This window comes from Stappia sp. (assembly GCF_965276915.1).
In the GTDB taxonomy this organism is placed as follows: domain Bacteria; phylum Pseudomonadota; class Alphaproteobacteria; order Rhizobiales; family Stappiaceae; genus Stappia.
This window is the reverse complement of sequence record NZ_OZ255709.1, coordinates 159,277-173,323: the sequence shown is the minus strand read 5'-3', so window position 1 is coordinate 173,323 and position 14,047 is coordinate 159,277. Positions and strand designations below refer to the sequence as shown.

At 67.9% G+C, this 14,047-nt stretch carries 15 protein-coding genes and 1 other RNA gene; 13 read left to right on the top strand and 3 right to left on the bottom strand.

Features of this window, described 5'->3' with window-relative positions:
- Positions 1–43: 43 nt before the first annotated feature.
- Positions 44–1,468 carry an adenylate/guanylate cyclase domain-containing protein gene (locus ACQY46_RS00775; protein ID WP_428700380.1) on the bottom strand — a complete coding sequence of 475 codons (1,425 nt, stop codon included), beginning with the start codon at positions 1,466–1,468 and terminating at the stop codon, positions 44–46.
- A gap of 293 nt (positions 1,469–1,761) precedes the next feature.
- Entirely contained in the window at positions 1,762–3,744 is a 1,983-nt protein-coding gene (tkt, locus tag ACQY46_RS00770; protein ID WP_428698424.1) for a transketolase, read from the bottom strand.
- A gap of 435 nt (positions 3,745–4,179) precedes the next feature.
- On the opposite strand from tkt, the gene ACQY46_RS00765 reads away from it, so the two are divergent.
- The 6 genes from ACQY46_RS00765 to ACQY46_RS00740 all read left to right on the top strand — a co-directional run bounded on the left by ACQY46_RS00765 (position 4,180) and on the right by ACQY46_RS00740 (position 7,874).
- On the top strand, positions 4,180–4,518 hold the full coding sequence (locus tag ACQY46_RS00765; protein ID WP_428698423.1) for a DUF4164 domain-containing protein: 339 nt from the start codon (positions 4,180–4,182) through the stop codon (positions 4,516–4,518).
- 24 nt (positions 4,519–4,542) lie between these two features.
- Positions 4,543–4,920 (top strand): cell division protein ZapA, encoded by a 378-nt coding sequence (locus tag ACQY46_RS00760; RefSeq protein WP_428698422.1) that lies wholly within the window; start codon positions 4,543–4,545, stop codon positions 4,918–4,920.
- 106 nt (positions 4,921–5,026) lie between these two features.
- Positions 5,027–5,182: non-coding RNA, 6S RNA (gene ssrS, locus ACQY46_RS00755), on the top strand.
- 134 nt (positions 5,183–5,316) lie between these two features.
- Positions 5,317–5,964 (top strand): 5-formyltetrahydrofolate cyclo-ligase, encoded by a 648-nt coding sequence (locus tag ACQY46_RS00750; RefSeq protein ID WP_428698421.1) that lies wholly within the window; start codon positions 5,317–5,319, stop codon positions 5,962–5,964.
- Positions 5,965–5,966: 2 nt separating this feature from the next.
- A complete protein-coding gene (locus ACQY46_RS00745) occupies positions 5,967–6,794 on the top strand; it encodes a TIGR00282 family metallophosphoesterase (protein WP_428698420.1) in 828 nt (275 codons plus the stop codon).
- Between the two features lie 330 nt (positions 6,795–7,124).
- On the top strand, positions 7,125–7,874 hold the full coding sequence (locus ACQY46_RS00740; RefSeq protein WP_428698419.1) for a YebC/PmpR family DNA-binding transcriptional regulator: 750 nt from the start codon (positions 7,125–7,127) through the stop codon (positions 7,872–7,874).
- Between the two features lie 12 nt (positions 7,875–7,886).
- Here the strand turns inward: ACQY46_RS00740 and ACQY46_RS00735 are convergent, their stop codons facing one another.
- On the bottom strand, positions 7,887–8,663 hold the full coding sequence (locus tag ACQY46_RS00735) for a TSUP family transporter (RefSeq protein ID WP_428698418.1): 777 nt from the start codon (positions 8,661–8,663) through the stop codon (positions 7,887–7,889).
- A gap of 225 nt (positions 8,664–8,888) precedes the next feature.
- Between ACQY46_RS00735 and ruvC the strand changes: the two genes are divergently transcribed.
- The 7 genes from ruvC (at position 8,889) to ACQY46_RS00700 (ending at position 13,944) form a co-directional block, all read left to right on the top strand.
- Positions 8,889–9,407 (top strand): crossover junction endodeoxyribonuclease RuvC, encoded by a 519-nt coding sequence (ruvC, locus tag ACQY46_RS00730; protein ID WP_428698417.1) that lies wholly within the window; start codon positions 8,889–8,891, stop codon positions 9,405–9,407.
- Positions 9,408–9,438: 31 nt separating this feature from the next.
- The gene (ruvA, locus tag ACQY46_RS00725; protein ID WP_428698416.1) at positions 9,439–10,053 is read left to right on the top strand and encodes a Holliday junction branch migration protein RuvA; all 615 of its coding nucleotides are present in this window, start codon (positions 9,439–9,441) and stop codon (positions 10,051–10,053) included.
- Positions 10,050–11,099 carry a Holliday junction branch migration DNA helicase RuvB gene (gene ruvB / locus ACQY46_RS00720; protein WP_428698415.1) on the top strand — a complete coding sequence of 350 codons (1,050 nt, stop codon included), beginning with the start codon at positions 10,050–10,052 and terminating at the stop codon, positions 11,097–11,099. The genes ruvA and ruvB overlap by 4 nt, the downstream gene beginning before the upstream one ends.
- Positions 11,083–11,625, top strand: a complete 543-nt coding sequence (ybgC, locus tag ACQY46_RS00715) for a tol-pal system-associated acyl-CoA thioesterase (protein WP_428698414.1) — start codon at positions 11,083–11,085, stop codon at positions 11,623–11,625. Before ruvB ends, ybgC begins: the two co-directional genes overlap by 17 nt.
- Before the next feature lie 187 nt (positions 11,626–11,812).
- Positions 11,813–12,526, top strand: a complete 714-nt coding sequence (gene tolQ / locus ACQY46_RS00710) for a protein TolQ (protein WP_306029088.1) — start codon at positions 11,813–11,815, stop codon at positions 12,524–12,526.
- Positions 12,527–12,530: 4 nt separating this feature from the next.
- Entirely contained in the window at positions 12,531–12,980 is a 450-nt protein-coding gene (gene tolR, locus ACQY46_RS00705) for a protein TolR (protein ID WP_428698413.1), read from the top strand.
- A 4-nt stretch (positions 12,981–12,984) separates the two neighbouring features.
- On the top strand, positions 12,985–13,944 hold the full coding sequence (locus ACQY46_RS00700) for a cell envelope biogenesis protein TolA (RefSeq protein ID WP_428698412.1): 960 nt from the start codon (positions 12,985–12,987) through the stop codon (positions 13,942–13,944).
- Positions 13,945–14,047: the final 103 nt, after the last annotated feature.

Sequence of the window (14,047 nt, the reverse complement as noted above, 5' to 3'; positions counted from 1 at the left end):
CATATATCGGTCGCGGGCGCGCCTGTCGCGGGTCCGGCCGGGGTCAAACACCGCCGTCGCGCATGCGCACCGCGCCGAGCGCCTTCTCCAGCACGGCCTCGGCCTTGCGCCGCGCGTTGGCGTCGAGCTTTCCGATGTCGAGGCGGAGAAACAGTCCCTCGTTGTCCTCGGTGATCGTCTCCGGATCCGGCATGGCGAGGTCGTGAAGGCCTTCCACGGCATAGGGCACGATCTCGCCGGGAATGCCCTTCAGCGTGATCGGCTCGAGCCGGCGCACCCGCACCCGGTCCTGTACATGGGCCCAGGTCTCGTAGGAGATGACGATGCCGCCGGGCTCGGCAATGCCCTGCAGGCGCGCGGCAAGGTTCGCCTCCGCGCCGATGATCGTGTAGTCCATCCGGTCGGCGGACCCGAAATTGCCGACGTTGCAATAGCCGGTGTTGATGCCCATGCGCACCTCGAACGGCTTTTCGATGCCGCGCCGGCGCCACTGCGCTTTCAGTTCCGCCATCCGCCGCTGCATGGCGATCGCCATGTCCAGGCAGGCATTGGCGTCCTCGCGCGCGCCGCGCGTTTCCGGGTCGCCGAAAAAGGCGAGGATCGCGTCGCCGATGAATTTGTCGACCGTCGCGCCATGAGCCTGCGCGATGGTGGACATCTCCGTGAAATACTCGTTGAGCAGGCTGGTGAGCTCTTCCGGCTGGAGATGCTCGGCCGTCTCGGTGAAGTCCTTGATGTCGGAGAAGAAGATGGTGAGCTTCTTGCGCTCGGTAGAGATCACCACGTCCTTCTCGCCCGAGAAGATCGACTTGTAGATCTGCGGCGAGAGATATTTCGAGATCTTCATCGAGATGGAGGCGAGGAAGCCGTTGGCCTCCTCCAGCTCGGCGTTCATGCGCCGGAAGGCGTTGGCCTGGCGCCATTGAAGACCGGCAAAGGCGATGCCGAAGGTGCCTGCGCCGGCGAAGTAGAGGAAGAGATACTTGAAGGAGAAGAGGTTCTTCGCGATCGGCTGGTGAACCGTGATGGCCTGGATGCCGCGGACGTCGCCGACCTGCCAGTCGCGCTTGGGGCTTTCGGGATGGGTGTTGTGGCAGGAAACGCAGGCCTGTCCCATGACGACCGGCACGGCCATGCGGATCTCGCGCTCGAAGAGTGAGCCGGAGAGTTCGGAGGCGATGCCGTCCGCGGCGCGGGTCTCGCGAAAGCGGGCGAGCGCCCGCGTCTCGAAGTCGTCGAGCCGGTGTGGCGCGCGGTTGCGGAAAGCCTGGTCGGACACGAAGCGATAGTTGACATCGCCGCCGCCACGGCCGGCGATGACCCCGCCGAGCTCCAGCGACAGCGTGGCGGGAATGGGGACGGCGCCCGGTACGTCCTCGTAATTGTGCACGGCGACGGTGTCGCCGTCGAAAGCCTGGACGCGGCCGACGACATTGGCGCCGTAATAGGCGCGGATGTCCGAGATCATGGCGTTCAGGGTGCGCGCCTGCGTCGCCAGCGAGGTGTCGGAGAGGTTGCGCAGGTCAAGCCAGACGGCCAGCGGAAGCAGAACGAGAGCGGCCAGAACGGCACCGGCGAGAATCCAGGGCCGCTCGGCGACTTGCCGCCAGAGCCTGTCGACGCTGCGGTGGTTCTCCTCAGTCTGCGGCACGGCGTCGACCTCCCGATGATCGACCTGTTCTTACAGCCGACAGGCGTGCGTGCGCAACAGCGGGGACGGGCGGTCCGTGACCGCCCGTCCCCGGTTTGTCGAAGGCAGGGTCAGAGCCGCGCGTTGACGGCGGCGACGACGGCCTCGGCGGTGATGCCGAAATGGCTGTAGAGCTGCTGGTACGGGCCGCTGGCGCCGAAGCCGGTCATGCCGATGAAGATGCCGTCACGGCCGATGATGCGGTCCCAGCCCTGCCGGATGCCGGTCTCGACAGCGACGCAGACGCCGGCGCCGCCGATCATGTCGTCCTGGTAGTCCTGCGACTGGCGCTCGAAACGCTCCATGCAGGGGACCGAGACGACGCGGGTCGCGGTGCCGGCCGCCTCGAGCGCCTCGCGGGCGGCAAGGGCGATCTCGACCTCGGAGCCGGAGGCGAAGATCGTCACCGCCGGGCTCTCGCCGCTGTCGGCGACGACATAGGCGCCGCGCGCGCAGAGGTTTTCCGCCTCGTAGGTCTTGCGCACAGCCGGCAGGTTCTGGCGGGTCAGCGCCAGGACGCTTGGCGTGTCGGGGGTCTCCAGCGCCAGTTGCCAGCATTCCAGGGTCTCGGTGACGTCCGCCGGGCGGTAGAAATCGAGATTGGGAATGGCGCGCAGCGCGGCGTAATGCTCGACCGGCTGGTGGGTCGGACCGTCCTCGCCAAGGCCGATGCTGTCATGGGTCATCACATGGATGACGCGCTGGCCCATCAGGGCCGCGAGGCGCATCGCCGGCCGGGCATAGTCGGAAAACACCAGGAAGGTGCCCGAATAGGGGATCGTGCCGCCATGCAGGGCCATGCCGTTCATCGCGGCCGCCATGCCGTGCTCGCGAATGCCCCAGTGGACATAGCGGCCGGTGAAGTCGTCCGGCGTGATCGCCCTGGTGTCGGCGGTGCGGGTGTTGTTGGAACCGGTCAGGTCGGCGGAACCGCCGATCGTCTCGGGAACGACGCGGGTGATGGTGCCGAGCACGTATTCCGACGCCTTGCGGGTCGCCATCACCGGCTTGTCGTGGGCGATCTGCTTCTTCAGCTTGTCCATCTCGGTGGCAAAGGCCGCCGGCAGGTCGCCGCGCAGGCGCCGCTCGAATTCGCCGCGCATCTCCGGATCGGCGGCGGCAAGCCGCTTTTCCCATTCCTTGCGCGTCTGGCCGCAGCGCAGGCCGGCGATCCGCCAGGCGTCGATGATGTCGCTGGGAACGTCGAAGGCCTCGTGGGCCCAGCCGAGCGCCTTGCGGGTGGCGGCCAGTTCCTCGGCGCCGAGTGGCGAACCGTGTACCTTCTCCGAGCCGGCCTTGTTGGGCGCGCCGAAGCCGATGGTCGTCTTCGCCGCGATCAGGGTCGGGCGGTCGCTGTCGCGCGCCTCGTTGAGGGCGGCGGCAATGGCCACCGGATCGTGGCCGTCAATGGCGACCGTGTTCCAGCCGCTTGCCTGGAAACGTGCGATCTGGTCGGTTGAATCGGAGATCGAGACCTTGCCGTCGATCGAGATGCCGTTGTCGTCCCAGATGACAATCAGGTGGTCCAGCTTCAGGTGACCGGCGAGCGAGATTGCTTCCTGGCTGATGCCTTCCATGAGGCAGCCGTCGCCGGCGAGCACATAGGTGCGGTGATCGACGATGTCCGCGCCGAACGTCTCGCGCAGATGCCTTTCGGACATCGCCATGCCGACGGCATTGGCAAGTCCCTGGCCGAGCGGGCCCGTGGTCGTCTCGATGCCGGCGCCGTGGCCGAATTCCGGATGGCCCGCGGTCAGCGCGCCGATCTGCCGGAAATTCCTGATCTGGTCGAGGGTGAAGTCCTCGGAGCCGAGCAGGTAGTGAACGGCGTAGAGCAGCATGGAGCCGTGGCCCGCGGACAGCACGAAGCGGTCACGGTCCGGCCAGTCGGGCCGGGTCGGGTCGTAATGCATGACCTGCGTGAACAGCACGGTGGCGATGTCGGCCGCGCCCATCGGCAAGCCGGGATGGCCGGACTTGGCCGCTTCCACGGCATCGGCTGCGAGGAAACGGATCGCATTGGCCATGCGATGGTGCTTGTCGAGATCGGTCATCTGGTTCCGTTCGTCCCTGTCGGCGGCCCGCAAGGGCATGTAAGTCCTTGATACGGGCGGCTCTTCGGCCGCCCCGCTGGATCGCCCCGTGCCGCGTCCCCGGCTGTACCCGGGAGAGGCGGGTGCCGCGCCGGATATCCGGTCGCGGGCCGGGGCGCTGGGCCGCCGGCAATGTCGGTTTTTCGGTGGCCGGGACCGGCCGCCGCCGGACCCCCGCCGAGGCGGCCCGACAAATATCAGGAACCTTGGGCGAGTCAACAAAGCGGATGGCAGGAATGCGCAGACTTGCCGTTTGCGCGCGCTCGCCCGCGAAGATGCATCCGGCGGCCGGCCGATCTCGCATCGCGGACAAAGGAATGCTATAGCGGCTTTTAACAAGCGCTTCGCGCGCGTCCTTAAAGCAAGGCACGCAGTTGGCGATAACCGGGGATCGCGATGGACGACACATCGGGCATGACGACGGATGGCGAGCACCGTCTTTCGGGATCGTCCGTTTCGCCCGGCCACAGTGTCGAGGCGGCGATCGACCGGCTGGCGCGCGCGGTGAACCGGCTCGACGCCGCCGTCCAGCGCCGGCTTGAGGCGGACATGTCCTTGAACGGACTGCAGGACGAGCTGCAGCGGCTCGGCGAGGATCGCTCGTCGCTGGCAGCAACGCTCGACACGGCGGAGACGCGCGTCGCCCGCCTGGAAGACGCCAACCGGGAGGTCTCCCGGCGTCTGGTCTCGGCAATGGAATCGATCCGTTCCGTTCTTGAAACCCACGGCGGGTAAGGGGCGGGCGAGAGGAACGCGGCAATGGCGCAGATTATCGTCACGATCAACGGGCGCAGTTTCCGGATGGCATGCGACGACGGGGAAGAGGAGCGGCTGACCGCGCTCGCCCGCCGCTTCGACAGTGCCATCGACAGCCTGCGCGGCAGTTTCGGCGAGATCGGCGATTTGCGGCTGACCGTGATGGCCGGGATCATGGTGACCGACGAACTGGCGGAGCGCGAACGGCGCCTTGCGGCGCTGCAGGACGAGGTGGAAAGCCTGCGCGAGGCGCGCCGGGCGGCGCTCGAGCGCAACGCGCGCGGCGATGCGGCGATTGCCGACAAGATCGTCACGGCAGCGGAGCGGGTCGAGGCGCTGGCCGACAGTCTCGCCCAGTCGATGCGGCCGGCCGATGCCTGAAACGGGTGCGCGTGCCGTGCGTGACGGCAGCCGCGTGACGGCCGCGAAGCCGGCATGCGAAAACGTGTATTGTCAATCGGGGCGAACCATCCCTATATCGATATCGGCGTGGCTGCGCGGTTCGTCCGGAGACATATCCCCGGGGCCTTACGCATCCCTAGGGAGCTGTTCCTTTCCCGGCCCGTGGGCCGGGAGACACGGCGCCCACCTACATAGTAGGTTTCCCGGGATTGCAAACTCCAACGGCCGAGGCGGCCACGTCATGACCTCCCCCTTCCATCGGTGCGATGCGGCAGCTCCCGTTTCCGGGGCCCGTCCGCGCAAGCCGCGTCCCGGGCGCCCGCCGTCTCTCCCGCACCGGCCGTTTCCCTGCCGATCTTCCACGGAGCGCGCCGCATGACCGCCCCCGACCGTTTCCCGATCGTGCATTCCGGTGCAGCAGCGGCACGTGCCGAAGAACCCACGACCGTGACGCTGGCGAAGGCGGCGTGTCGCAAGCTGGCGCTCGGCCGGCGGGGACAGTTGCCGCCACTGGCGCGGATCGAGGCGGGTCTTTGCCTGGCGGAGGCGGTCGATGCACTCGATTTTCCTGCCGGGTCCGTTGTTTCCGGCTTCTGGCCGATCCGCGACGAGATCGATCCGCGTCCGCTGATGGACGCGCTGAGGGTGCGCGGCCACCCGCTCTGCCTGCCGGCTATTGTCGGCGGCGATCTGGTGTTCCGGAGACTGACCCGCGAGAGCGAGCTGGTGCGAGCCGGATTCGGCACGGTCGAGCCGCCGGCGGATGCGGAGGAACTCGTGCCCGACTGCATGCTGGTGCCGCTCGCAGCCTTCGACGGGCGCGGGGCCCGGATCGGTTACGGCCGGGGCTATTACGACCGCGCGATCGCCGCGATAGGGACACGCCGCGGCGCACCGCCGATGACGGTCGGCATCGCCTTTTCCGTCCAGCAGGTGGACGAGGTGCCCGAAGAGGCGCATGACCGCCGCCTGCAGCGGGTCCTGACCGAGGCAGGTTTCATCGACATCACGGAGAACGGCTGAGCATGCGGTTGTTGTTTCTTGGAGATCTTGTCGGGCGCAGCGGCCGGCAGGCGGCGATCGATGTCCTGCCGCGGCTTGTCGACCGACACAAGATCGACTTCGTGATCGTCAATGGCGAAAACGCCGCCGCCGGTTTCGGCATCACCGAGGAGATCCTGCAGGACGTGCTCGACGCCGGCGCCGACGTGGTGACGACCGGCAACCATGTGTGGGACCAGCGCGACACGCTGGTCTATATCGAGCGGCAGGACCGGTTGTTGCGTCCCCTCAACTTTCCGCCGGGCGCACCGGGACGCGGCGCCAATCTCTTCACGGCCCGCAACGGCGCGCGCATCCTGGTGATGAACGTGATGGGGCGGGTCTTCATGGACAGTCTCGACGACCCCTTCACCGCTGTCGACCGGGTGCTGGAGGCGACGCCGCTTGGCCGTGTCGCCGATGCCATCGTGATCGACATGCATGCGGAGGCGACCAGCGAGAAGCAGGCGATGGGGCATTTCGCCGACGGGCGGGCGACCCTGGTCGTCGGCACCCATACGCATGTGCCGACGGCCGATCACCAGATCCTGCCGGGCGGTACCGCCTATATGAGCGACGCCGGCATGTGCGGCGATTACGATTCCGTGCTCGGCATGGAGAAGGACGAGCCGATCTCGCGCTTCCTGCGCAAGATCCCGTCGGGGCGGTTCACGCCGGCCTCGGGCGAGGCGAGCGTGTGCGGCGTCGCGGTCGAGGTCGACGAGGCGACCGGGCTGGCCCGTGCCGTCGAGCCGCTGCGGATCGGCGGCCGCCTGTCGCAGGTCCTTCCCTCCAGCTGGGCCGAGGGCTGAACGGCGTGCCCCGGGAGGAGACGGCCGGCTTGCACGCCAATGCTGGATTTTCGAAAGGCCCGGGCCTATAACGCGCCGGTCTTGAACGATTGCAGGCGGGACAGGGCGCGCGCCAACGGCCCTGGCCGTTCCCGCCCGCAGGACCACCCCGCGCCGGCCTTGCCGGGCCAGGGTGTTCCGCAGCTTTGAACTGGATCGGTTTCGCGGCATCCCGCCGGATGCCCGCCGATCCGCGACCCACTCCAGGAGGAACGCGCCTGGATGCCGCGTCCGGTCGGCGCAAGCCCGGCCGATGCCGCCCGCGTTCCCGAGCTCGAACCAGGAAGCGACATGGCCGGACATTCCCAATTCAAGAACATCATGCACCGCAAGGGCCGCCAGGACGCGGTGCGCTCGAAGATCTTCTCCAAGCTGTCGAAGGAGATCACGGTTGCCGCGAAGATGGGCGGGCCGGACATCAACGCAAATCCGCGCCTGCGCCTTGCCGTGCAGAACGCCAAGGCGCAGTCGATGCCCAAGGACAACATCCAGCGGGCGATCAACAAGTCGCAGGCCGGTGAGGGCGACAATTACGAGGAGCTGCGCTACGAGGGCTACGGCCCGGCCGGCGTCGCGGTGATCGTCGAGATGCTGACGGACAACCGCAACCGTTCGGCCTCCAACGTGCGCTCCTATTTCTCCAAATGCGGCGGTGCGATGGGAGAGACCGGGTCGGTCGCCTTCATGTTCGACCGGGTCGGGGAGATCGTCTATCCGGCCGGGGCCGGGAGCGCCGATGCGATCCTCGAGGCGGCGATCGAAGCCGGAGCCGAGGACGTCCAGTCCGACGAGACCTCGCATGTCATTATCTGCGCCTTCGAGGACCTGGGCGATGTTTTCAAGGCGCTGGAGGCCTCGCTTGGCGAGGCGGAGACCGTCAAGGCCATCTGGAAGCCGCAGACGCTGACGCCGGTCGACGCCGACAAGGCGCAGACCATGCTGAAGCTCATCGGCCTGCTCGAGGACGACGACGACGTGCAGAATGTCTACTCCAACTTCGACGTCGACGAGGAAACCCTGGCGAGCCTGACCGCTGCCTGAGCGGGTGCGTTTTCAGCGCAGCCATGCGTCGAGCGCGGGAAGGCTCGACAGGGCGGCCAACAGGATGACGCCATAGGCGACCGGCCGGTAGACGGCAGGGGCGGCCTTGCCGAAGAGCCGTGCCCCGGCGAGGATGCCAAGCCCGTAGACCGGCGCGAGCGCAAGCGTCAGCGCCACCACGCCGAGATCGTAGAAGCCGTTGAGATAGAAGGCGGCGAAGGCGGCGAGGCTGGCGATCGCGAAAAAGGTGATCAGGTTGGCGCGGATCGTCGCCGGCTCGTTCGGACCGGCGGCCCAGAACACCACCACCGGCGGGCCGGCGACCTGAGAGACGCCCGACAGCAGGCCGGCGGCGGCGCCCACGCCGAGCGAGGCGGCAAGTCGCGGCCGGCCCTGGTAGCGCCAGCCGAGCAACAGCAGGGCGACGGCCGCCAGCACAATCGTCGAGAGCACCCATCTGAGGGCTGTCGTGTCGGCGGTGGCGAGGATCGCCGCGCCGACCGGGACCACCGCGACCGCCGCCAGGCTGACGGGCAGAACCGTCGACCAGTCGCAGCGGCGCAGCGCGCCGGCGACGAGCGGCAGGGTGACGAGGGCGTCGAGCACCAGGAAACCGGCGGCGGCCGCGCGCGGCTCGATCAGGGTCGAGGCGACCGGCATGAAGATCATCGCCGCGCCGAAACCGGAAAAACCGCGCACCATGCCGGCGATGACGATCGTGGCGGCCAGCAGGACGAGGGTCGGCGTATCCGGAAGGTGAGCCGCAAGGTCGGCAAGAAACTGGGGCATCAAGGATCGGGACCGGATTTTTGGCGGGCACGGGTCGCAAGGCGGGACCGGCGAGAGGGCGTCCGCTTTGTCGCGCGGGTCCCGACCAGCTTGCACCCTCGTGGCGAAAAGGCAAGATCGCCCGCCCCGCGACCGGCGGTTTTCCGCGCGCGGCGATTGCCGGAAGGACCTGTTCGCCATGTCGCTGCTGGTCAGGACGCGCGAATGGCGTTACCGATTTGTTCCATGGCAACGGCGATTCGCATTCTCGGCATCGATCCCGGACTTCGGCGCACCGGATGGGGCGTGATCGTCGTCGAGGGCAACCGCATGGGTTTCGTGGCGAGCGGGACAGTGGTTTCCGACAACCGCCTGGAACTCTCGGCCCGGCTGCGGCAGCTGCATGACGGCCTGCAGGAGGTGCTTGCACGGCAGGCGCCGGACGAGGCGGCGGTGGAACTGACCTTCGTCAACAAGGACGCCGGCGCGACGCTGAAACTCGGCCAGGCGCGCGGCATCGCGCTGCTGGTGCCGGCGCTCAACGGGCTCGGGGTTGCCGAATACGCGCCCAACCTCGTCAAGAAGACGGTGGTCGGCACGGGTCATGCCGAGAAGGACCAGATCCGCATGATGGTGAAGGTCCTGATGCCGAAGGCGACGTTCAATTCGGACGATGCGGCGGATGCGCTCGCCATTGCCATCTGTCACGCGCAGCACCGGGTAACCCCGGCGGCGGCGCGCATCGCGGAGAAGCTGGCGAAATGACGAGAGGGTCTCTCAGGAGCGGGTGCCGCGCATGATCGGAAAGCTGAAGGGCCGGGTCGACGAGATCGGCGACGATCACCTGATCCTCGATGTCGGCGGTGTCGGCTATCTCGTCTATGCGCCGGTCCGGGTGCTGCAGGCGCTGCCTTCTCCCGGGGAGGCGGCGGAGCTTCATATCGAGACCATGGTGCGTGAGGACATGATCCGCCTTTTCGGTTTTGGCTCACGCGCCGACAAGGCCTGGTTCCAGCTTCTGATGACGGTGCAGGGCGTCGGCGCCAAGGTGGCGCTGGCGGCGCTCGGGGTGATGAAGGCGTCCGAGATCGCCAATGCGATCGCGCTGGGCGACATGGCCCAGATCGCCCGGGCGCCAGGCATAGGCAAGCGCGTGGCGGAGCGCATCGTCACCGAGCTGAAGAGCAAGGCGCCGGCCTTTGCCAGCGTCGACACGGGCACGATTTCCGCCGCGCAGCAGGCCAAGGCGGCGGTGCCGACGGCAGTGGGTGACGCCGTCTCGGCGCTGGTCAACCTCGGTTACCAGCCGGCGCAGGCCAGCGCCGCGGTCTCTGCCGCCGTGAAGAGCGCCGGCGAGGAGGCCGAGGCCTCGACGCTGATCCGGCTCGGGCTCAAGGAATTGTCGAAATGAGCGAGGACGCGGACCGCCTCGTCACGCCGGAGGTGCGCGGCGACGAGATCGACACGACGATGCGTCCCCAGGTGCTCGACGATTTCGTCGGCCAGGCGCAGGCGCGCGCCAACCTGAAGGTGTTCATCGGTGCGGCGAAGGCGCGCGGCGAGGCGCTCGACCACGTGCTTTTCGTCGGTCCGCCGGGCCTCGGCAAGACGACGCTTGCCCAGATCATGGCGCGGGAACTCGGCGTCAATTTCCGCGCCACGTCCGGTCCGGTCATCGCCAAGGCGGGCGACCTCGCGGCCCTCCTGACCAACCTGGAAGACCGCGATGTGCTCTTCATCGACGAGATCCACCGGCTCAGCCCGGCGGTGGAGGAGGTGCTCTATCCGGCGATGGAGGATTTCCAGCTCGACCTGATCATCGGCGAGGGACCGGCGGCGCGCTCGGTGAAGATCGATCTGGCGCGCTTCACCCTGGTTGCGGCGACGACCCGCATCGGCCTCTTGACGACGCCCCTGCGCGACCGGTTCGGCATTCCGGTGCGGCTGCAGTTCTACACGGCCGAGGAACTGGAACTGATCGTCACGCGCGGCGCGCGCATCCTGGGCCTTGGCATGACCGTCGACGGGGCGCGCGAGATCGCCCGGCGCGCCCGTGGCACGCCCCGGATCGCCGGGCGGCTGCTGCGCCGGGTGCGGGATTTCGCCGTCGTCGCCGGCCAGGAGAAGGTGGATGCGGCGATCGCCGACAAGTCGCTGACACAGCTTGAGGTGGACAATGCCGGCCTCGACCAGCTCGATCGCCGCTATCTCAACCAGATCGCGCTGAAGTTCGGCGGCGGGCCGGTGGGCATCGAGACCATCGCCGCAGCGCTCTCCGAACCGCGCGACGCGATCGAGGAGATCGTCGAGCCCTACCTGATCCAGCAGGGCTATATCCAGCGCACGCCGCGCGGGCGGATCCTGACGCCGCAGGCGTTCCGGCATCTGGGCCTGGCCGTGCCGGGTGGCGAGACAATGCCGCAGATGGGGCTGTTCACCGATGACGACAACGCCTGACGACAAGGGCGACGCCTTGCCGACCGGAGACTTGCCGGCCGGAGACTCGCCGACCGGAGACTTGCCGGCTGGAGACTGGCCGGACATTTCCGGCCGGCTCGAGGCCGGGCGGCACGTGCTGGCACTGCGCGTTTATTACGAGGACACCGATTTCACCGGTCTCGTCTATCACGCCGCCTATCTGAAATTCGCCGAACGCGGACGGTCCGATTTCCTGCGGCTTTGCGGCATCCATCATCGCGCCCTGCAGGCGGGAGAGCACGGCGATCCGCTTGCGTTCGCCGTCCGGCGCATGGAGATCGACTTTCTCGCTCCGGCCCGCATCGACGACCTGCTTGAAGTGACGACGCGGCTGGAGGAGGCGCGCGGCGCGCGCATCGTGCTGGCACAGGAGGTGCGGCGCGGCGGCGCGGCGCTGTTCACCGCGCGCGTCACGGTCGCGGTGATCTCGCCCGACGGACGGCCCCGGCGGCTTCCCGAAGCGCTCGCCGCGCGGCTCTCGGCAGCCGACACGAGCGCGTCTTAACGCGGCAGTAACCTTAACGCTGGCTTAATGCCGCAGGTTATCGGCGGAAACAGTCCCAGTTTCGCCAAAATCGCTCGTCATTGAGGCGGTCGATCAGCGGACAAACCGACTGGCCCGATCGATACGGGCAACCGGCAACCGATCCGGCATGTGCGCCAATGGTATCGGGCAAGAGGTCCAGAATTAGATGAATCCCGTGGAACTAGCACAAACGACCCTCGCGGCTCCGCAGGGCGACATGTCCTTCTTCGCGCTCTTCCTGCAGGCGCATCTGGTGGTCAAGCTCGTCATGTTCGGGCTTGTCATCGCCTCGATCTGGTGTTGGGCGATCATCGTCGACAAGTGGCTTCTGTATACGCGCACCAAGCGTCAGATGAACCGCTTCGAGACGGTGTTCTGGTCCGGCCAGTCGCTCGAGGAGCTCTATCGCACGCTTTCGGGCCGCGCCAATCACTCGATGGCGGCGCTGTTCATCGCGGCGATGCGCGAGTGGAAACGCAGCCACGAGGGCGCGCGGCCGGCGATCGCCAGCCTGCAGCAGCGTATCGACCGGGTGATGGACGTCACCATCGCGCGCGAGGCCGAGCGTCTCGAGGCGCGGCTGCTGGTGTTGGCAACGGTCGGTTCGGCGGCGCCCTTCATCGGCCTGTTCGGAACCGTCTGGGGCATCATGACCAGTTTCCAGGCCATCGCCGCGTCGAAGAACACCAATCTTGCCGTTGTCGCGCCGGGCATCGCCGAAGCGCTGCTTGCCACCGCGCTCGGGCTGCTGGCCGCCATTCCGGCCGTGATCGCCTACAACAAGCTGTCCGCCGATGCCGGCAAGCTCTCCGCCCGCATGGAGGGTTTTGCCGACGAGTTCTCCGCCATCCTGTCGCGCCAGATCGACGAGAGGAGCTGAGCCGATGGGCATGCAGGCCGGGGGCGCAGGCACCCAGGGTACCGGACGCCGCCGTCGCAGGCGGCGTCAACAGCCGATGAGCGAGATCAACGTCACGCCCTTCGTCGACGTGATGCTGGTGCTGCTCATCATTTTCATGGTGGCCGCGCCGCTGCTGACGGTCGGCGTGCCGCTGGATCTGCCGGAAACGCAGGCCAAGCCGCTGGAAGGCGCCACCGAGCCGATCACGATTTCTGTCGCCGCCGACGGGCGGATCTATATGCAGGACACGGAGATCGCCGCAGAGGAGGTCATCCCGAAGCTGGAGGCGATCGCCGCCAACGGCTACGAGGAGCGCATCTTCGTGCGCGGCGACGAGAACGCGGATTACGGAACGATCATGCGGGTGATGGGGCGCATCAACGCGGCCGGCTACAAGCGGCTCGGCCTCGTGACGCTCGAGGAGCAGCAGTAAACCCATGCGCGTCGGGCTGATCGCATCGACTGCCGGCCATCTGGTCGTGCTGCTTTGGGGAGTGGTCTCCTTCCCCGATGCGAAGCCGTTCGACATCCCGCCGGTCGACAGCCTGCCGGTGGACCTTGTGCCGATCTCGGAACTGACCCGATTGCGGATCGGCGAGAAAACCGCCGAAGTCCGCGAGATCGAGGCGACCAAGCCGTCGGAGAAGCCGGTCAAGGAACCGGAGCCGCAGGAAAAGCCGGCGGAGAAGACGGCGGCCAAGCCGCGCCAGGCAACGCCCGAGCCGACGCCGCCGCCTGCCCCGACACCCGACCCCACACCCGCACCGCCGGAACCGCCGACGCCGACGCCGCCCGCGCCGACGCCGCCTGCGCCTGAGCCGCCGGCTCCCGAGCAGCCGGCGCCCAGGGCGGAGCCGGAACCTGCGCCTGCACCCGAGCCGGAGAAGAAGGTCGCGGAAGCGCCTCCGCCGCCGCCATCGGTGCGGCCGCGGTCCAAGCCGACGCCGCCGCCGCGGCAGGAGCCGAAGCGCGACGACTTCAACCCGAACCAGATCGCGGCCCTGCTCAACAAGGTCGATCCGGCGGGCGGCGCGACCTCGCAAACCGATACGCCCGCCTCGCTCGGCAGTCGCCTCGGCCAGAGCGGCGTGACGATGAGCCAGTCGGAGCTCGATGCCCTGCGCGGCCAGATCTCGCGCTGCTGGAATCCGCCCGCGGGCGCGGCCGGCGCCGGCGACCTGAACGTGCGGCTGAAGGTGTTCCTGACGCCGGCAGGCGAGGTCGACCAACGGCCCGAGGTGATGAATTCGAGCGCCAACCCGACCTTCGGCATTGCGGCCGAAAGCGCGCGTCGCGCCGTGCTGCGCTGCGCGCCCTATTCGTTGCCCGCGGAGAAATACGACGCGTGGCGCGAGGTCATCATAAACTTCGATCCGCGCGAATTGCTCGGCGGATAGGAGCGGCGACGTGGGCGAGGCAATGCCTGGAATTTCGGCTGTCTTGTGGCCTGTGCTACAGAGGCTTGCCGCCCGGTTGCGGGGAAGAGTGTCCGGATTTGCG

What these genes read in the sequence shown, in the direction of transcription:
- ACQY46_RS00735 (WP_428698418.1), bottom strand. Translation starts at nt 8,663, where the DNA reads ATGCCCCAGTTTCTTGCCGACCTTGCGGCTCACCTTCCGGATACGCCG.
- tolR (WP_428698413.1), top strand. Translation starts at nt 12,531, where the DNA reads ATGGGCATGCAGGCCGGGGGCGCAGGCACCCAGGGTACCGGACGCCGC.
- ACQY46_RS00775 (WP_428700380.1), bottom strand. Translation starts at nt 1,468, where the DNA reads ATGATCTCGGACATCCGCGCCTATTACGGCGCCAATGTCGTCGGCCGC.
- ACQY46_RS00760 (WP_428698422.1), top strand. Translation starts at nt 4,543, where the DNA reads ATGGCGCAGATTATCGTCACGATCAACGGGCGCAGTTTCCGGATGGCA.
- ACQY46_RS00750 (WP_428698421.1), top strand. Translation starts at nt 5,317, where the DNA reads ATGACCGCCCCCGACCGTTTCCCGATCGTGCATTCCGGTGCAGCAGCG.
- ruvB (WP_428698415.1), top strand. Translation starts at nt 10,050, where the DNA reads ATGAGCGAGGACGCGGACCGCCTCGTCACGCCGGAGGTGCGCGGCGAC.
- ruvC (WP_428698417.1), top strand. Translation starts at nt 8,889, where the DNA reads ATGGCAACGGCGATTCGCATTCTCGGCATCGATCCCGGACTTCGGCGC.
- ybgC (WP_428698414.1), top strand. Translation starts at nt 11,083, where the DNA reads ATGACGACAACGCCTGACGACAAGGGCGACGCCTTGCCGACCGGAGAC.
- tolQ (WP_306029088.1), top strand. Translation starts at nt 11,813, where the DNA reads ATGAATCCCGTGGAACTAGCACAAACGACCCTCGCGGCTCCGCAGGGC.
- ACQY46_RS00745 (WP_428698420.1), top strand. Translation starts at nt 5,967, where the DNA reads ATGCGGTTGTTGTTTCTTGGAGATCTTGTCGGGCGCAGCGGCCGGCAG.
- ACQY46_RS00700 (WP_428698412.1), top strand. Translation starts at nt 12,985, where the DNA reads ATGCGCGTCGGGCTGATCGCATCGACTGCCGGCCATCTGGTCGTGCTG.
- ACQY46_RS00765 (WP_428698423.1), top strand. Translation starts at nt 4,180, where the DNA reads ATGGACGACACATCGGGCATGACGACGGATGGCGAGCACCGTCTTTCG.
- ruvA (WP_428698416.1), top strand. Translation starts at nt 9,439, where the DNA reads ATGATCGGAAAGCTGAAGGGCCGGGTCGACGAGATCGGCGACGATCAC.
- tkt (WP_428698424.1), bottom strand. Translation starts at nt 3,744, where the DNA reads ATGACCGATCTCGACAAGCACCATCGCATGGCCAATGCGATCCGTTTC.
- ACQY46_RS00740 (WP_428698419.1), top strand. Translation starts at nt 7,125, where the DNA reads ATGGCCGGACATTCCCAATTCAAGAACATCATGCACCGCAAGGGCCGC.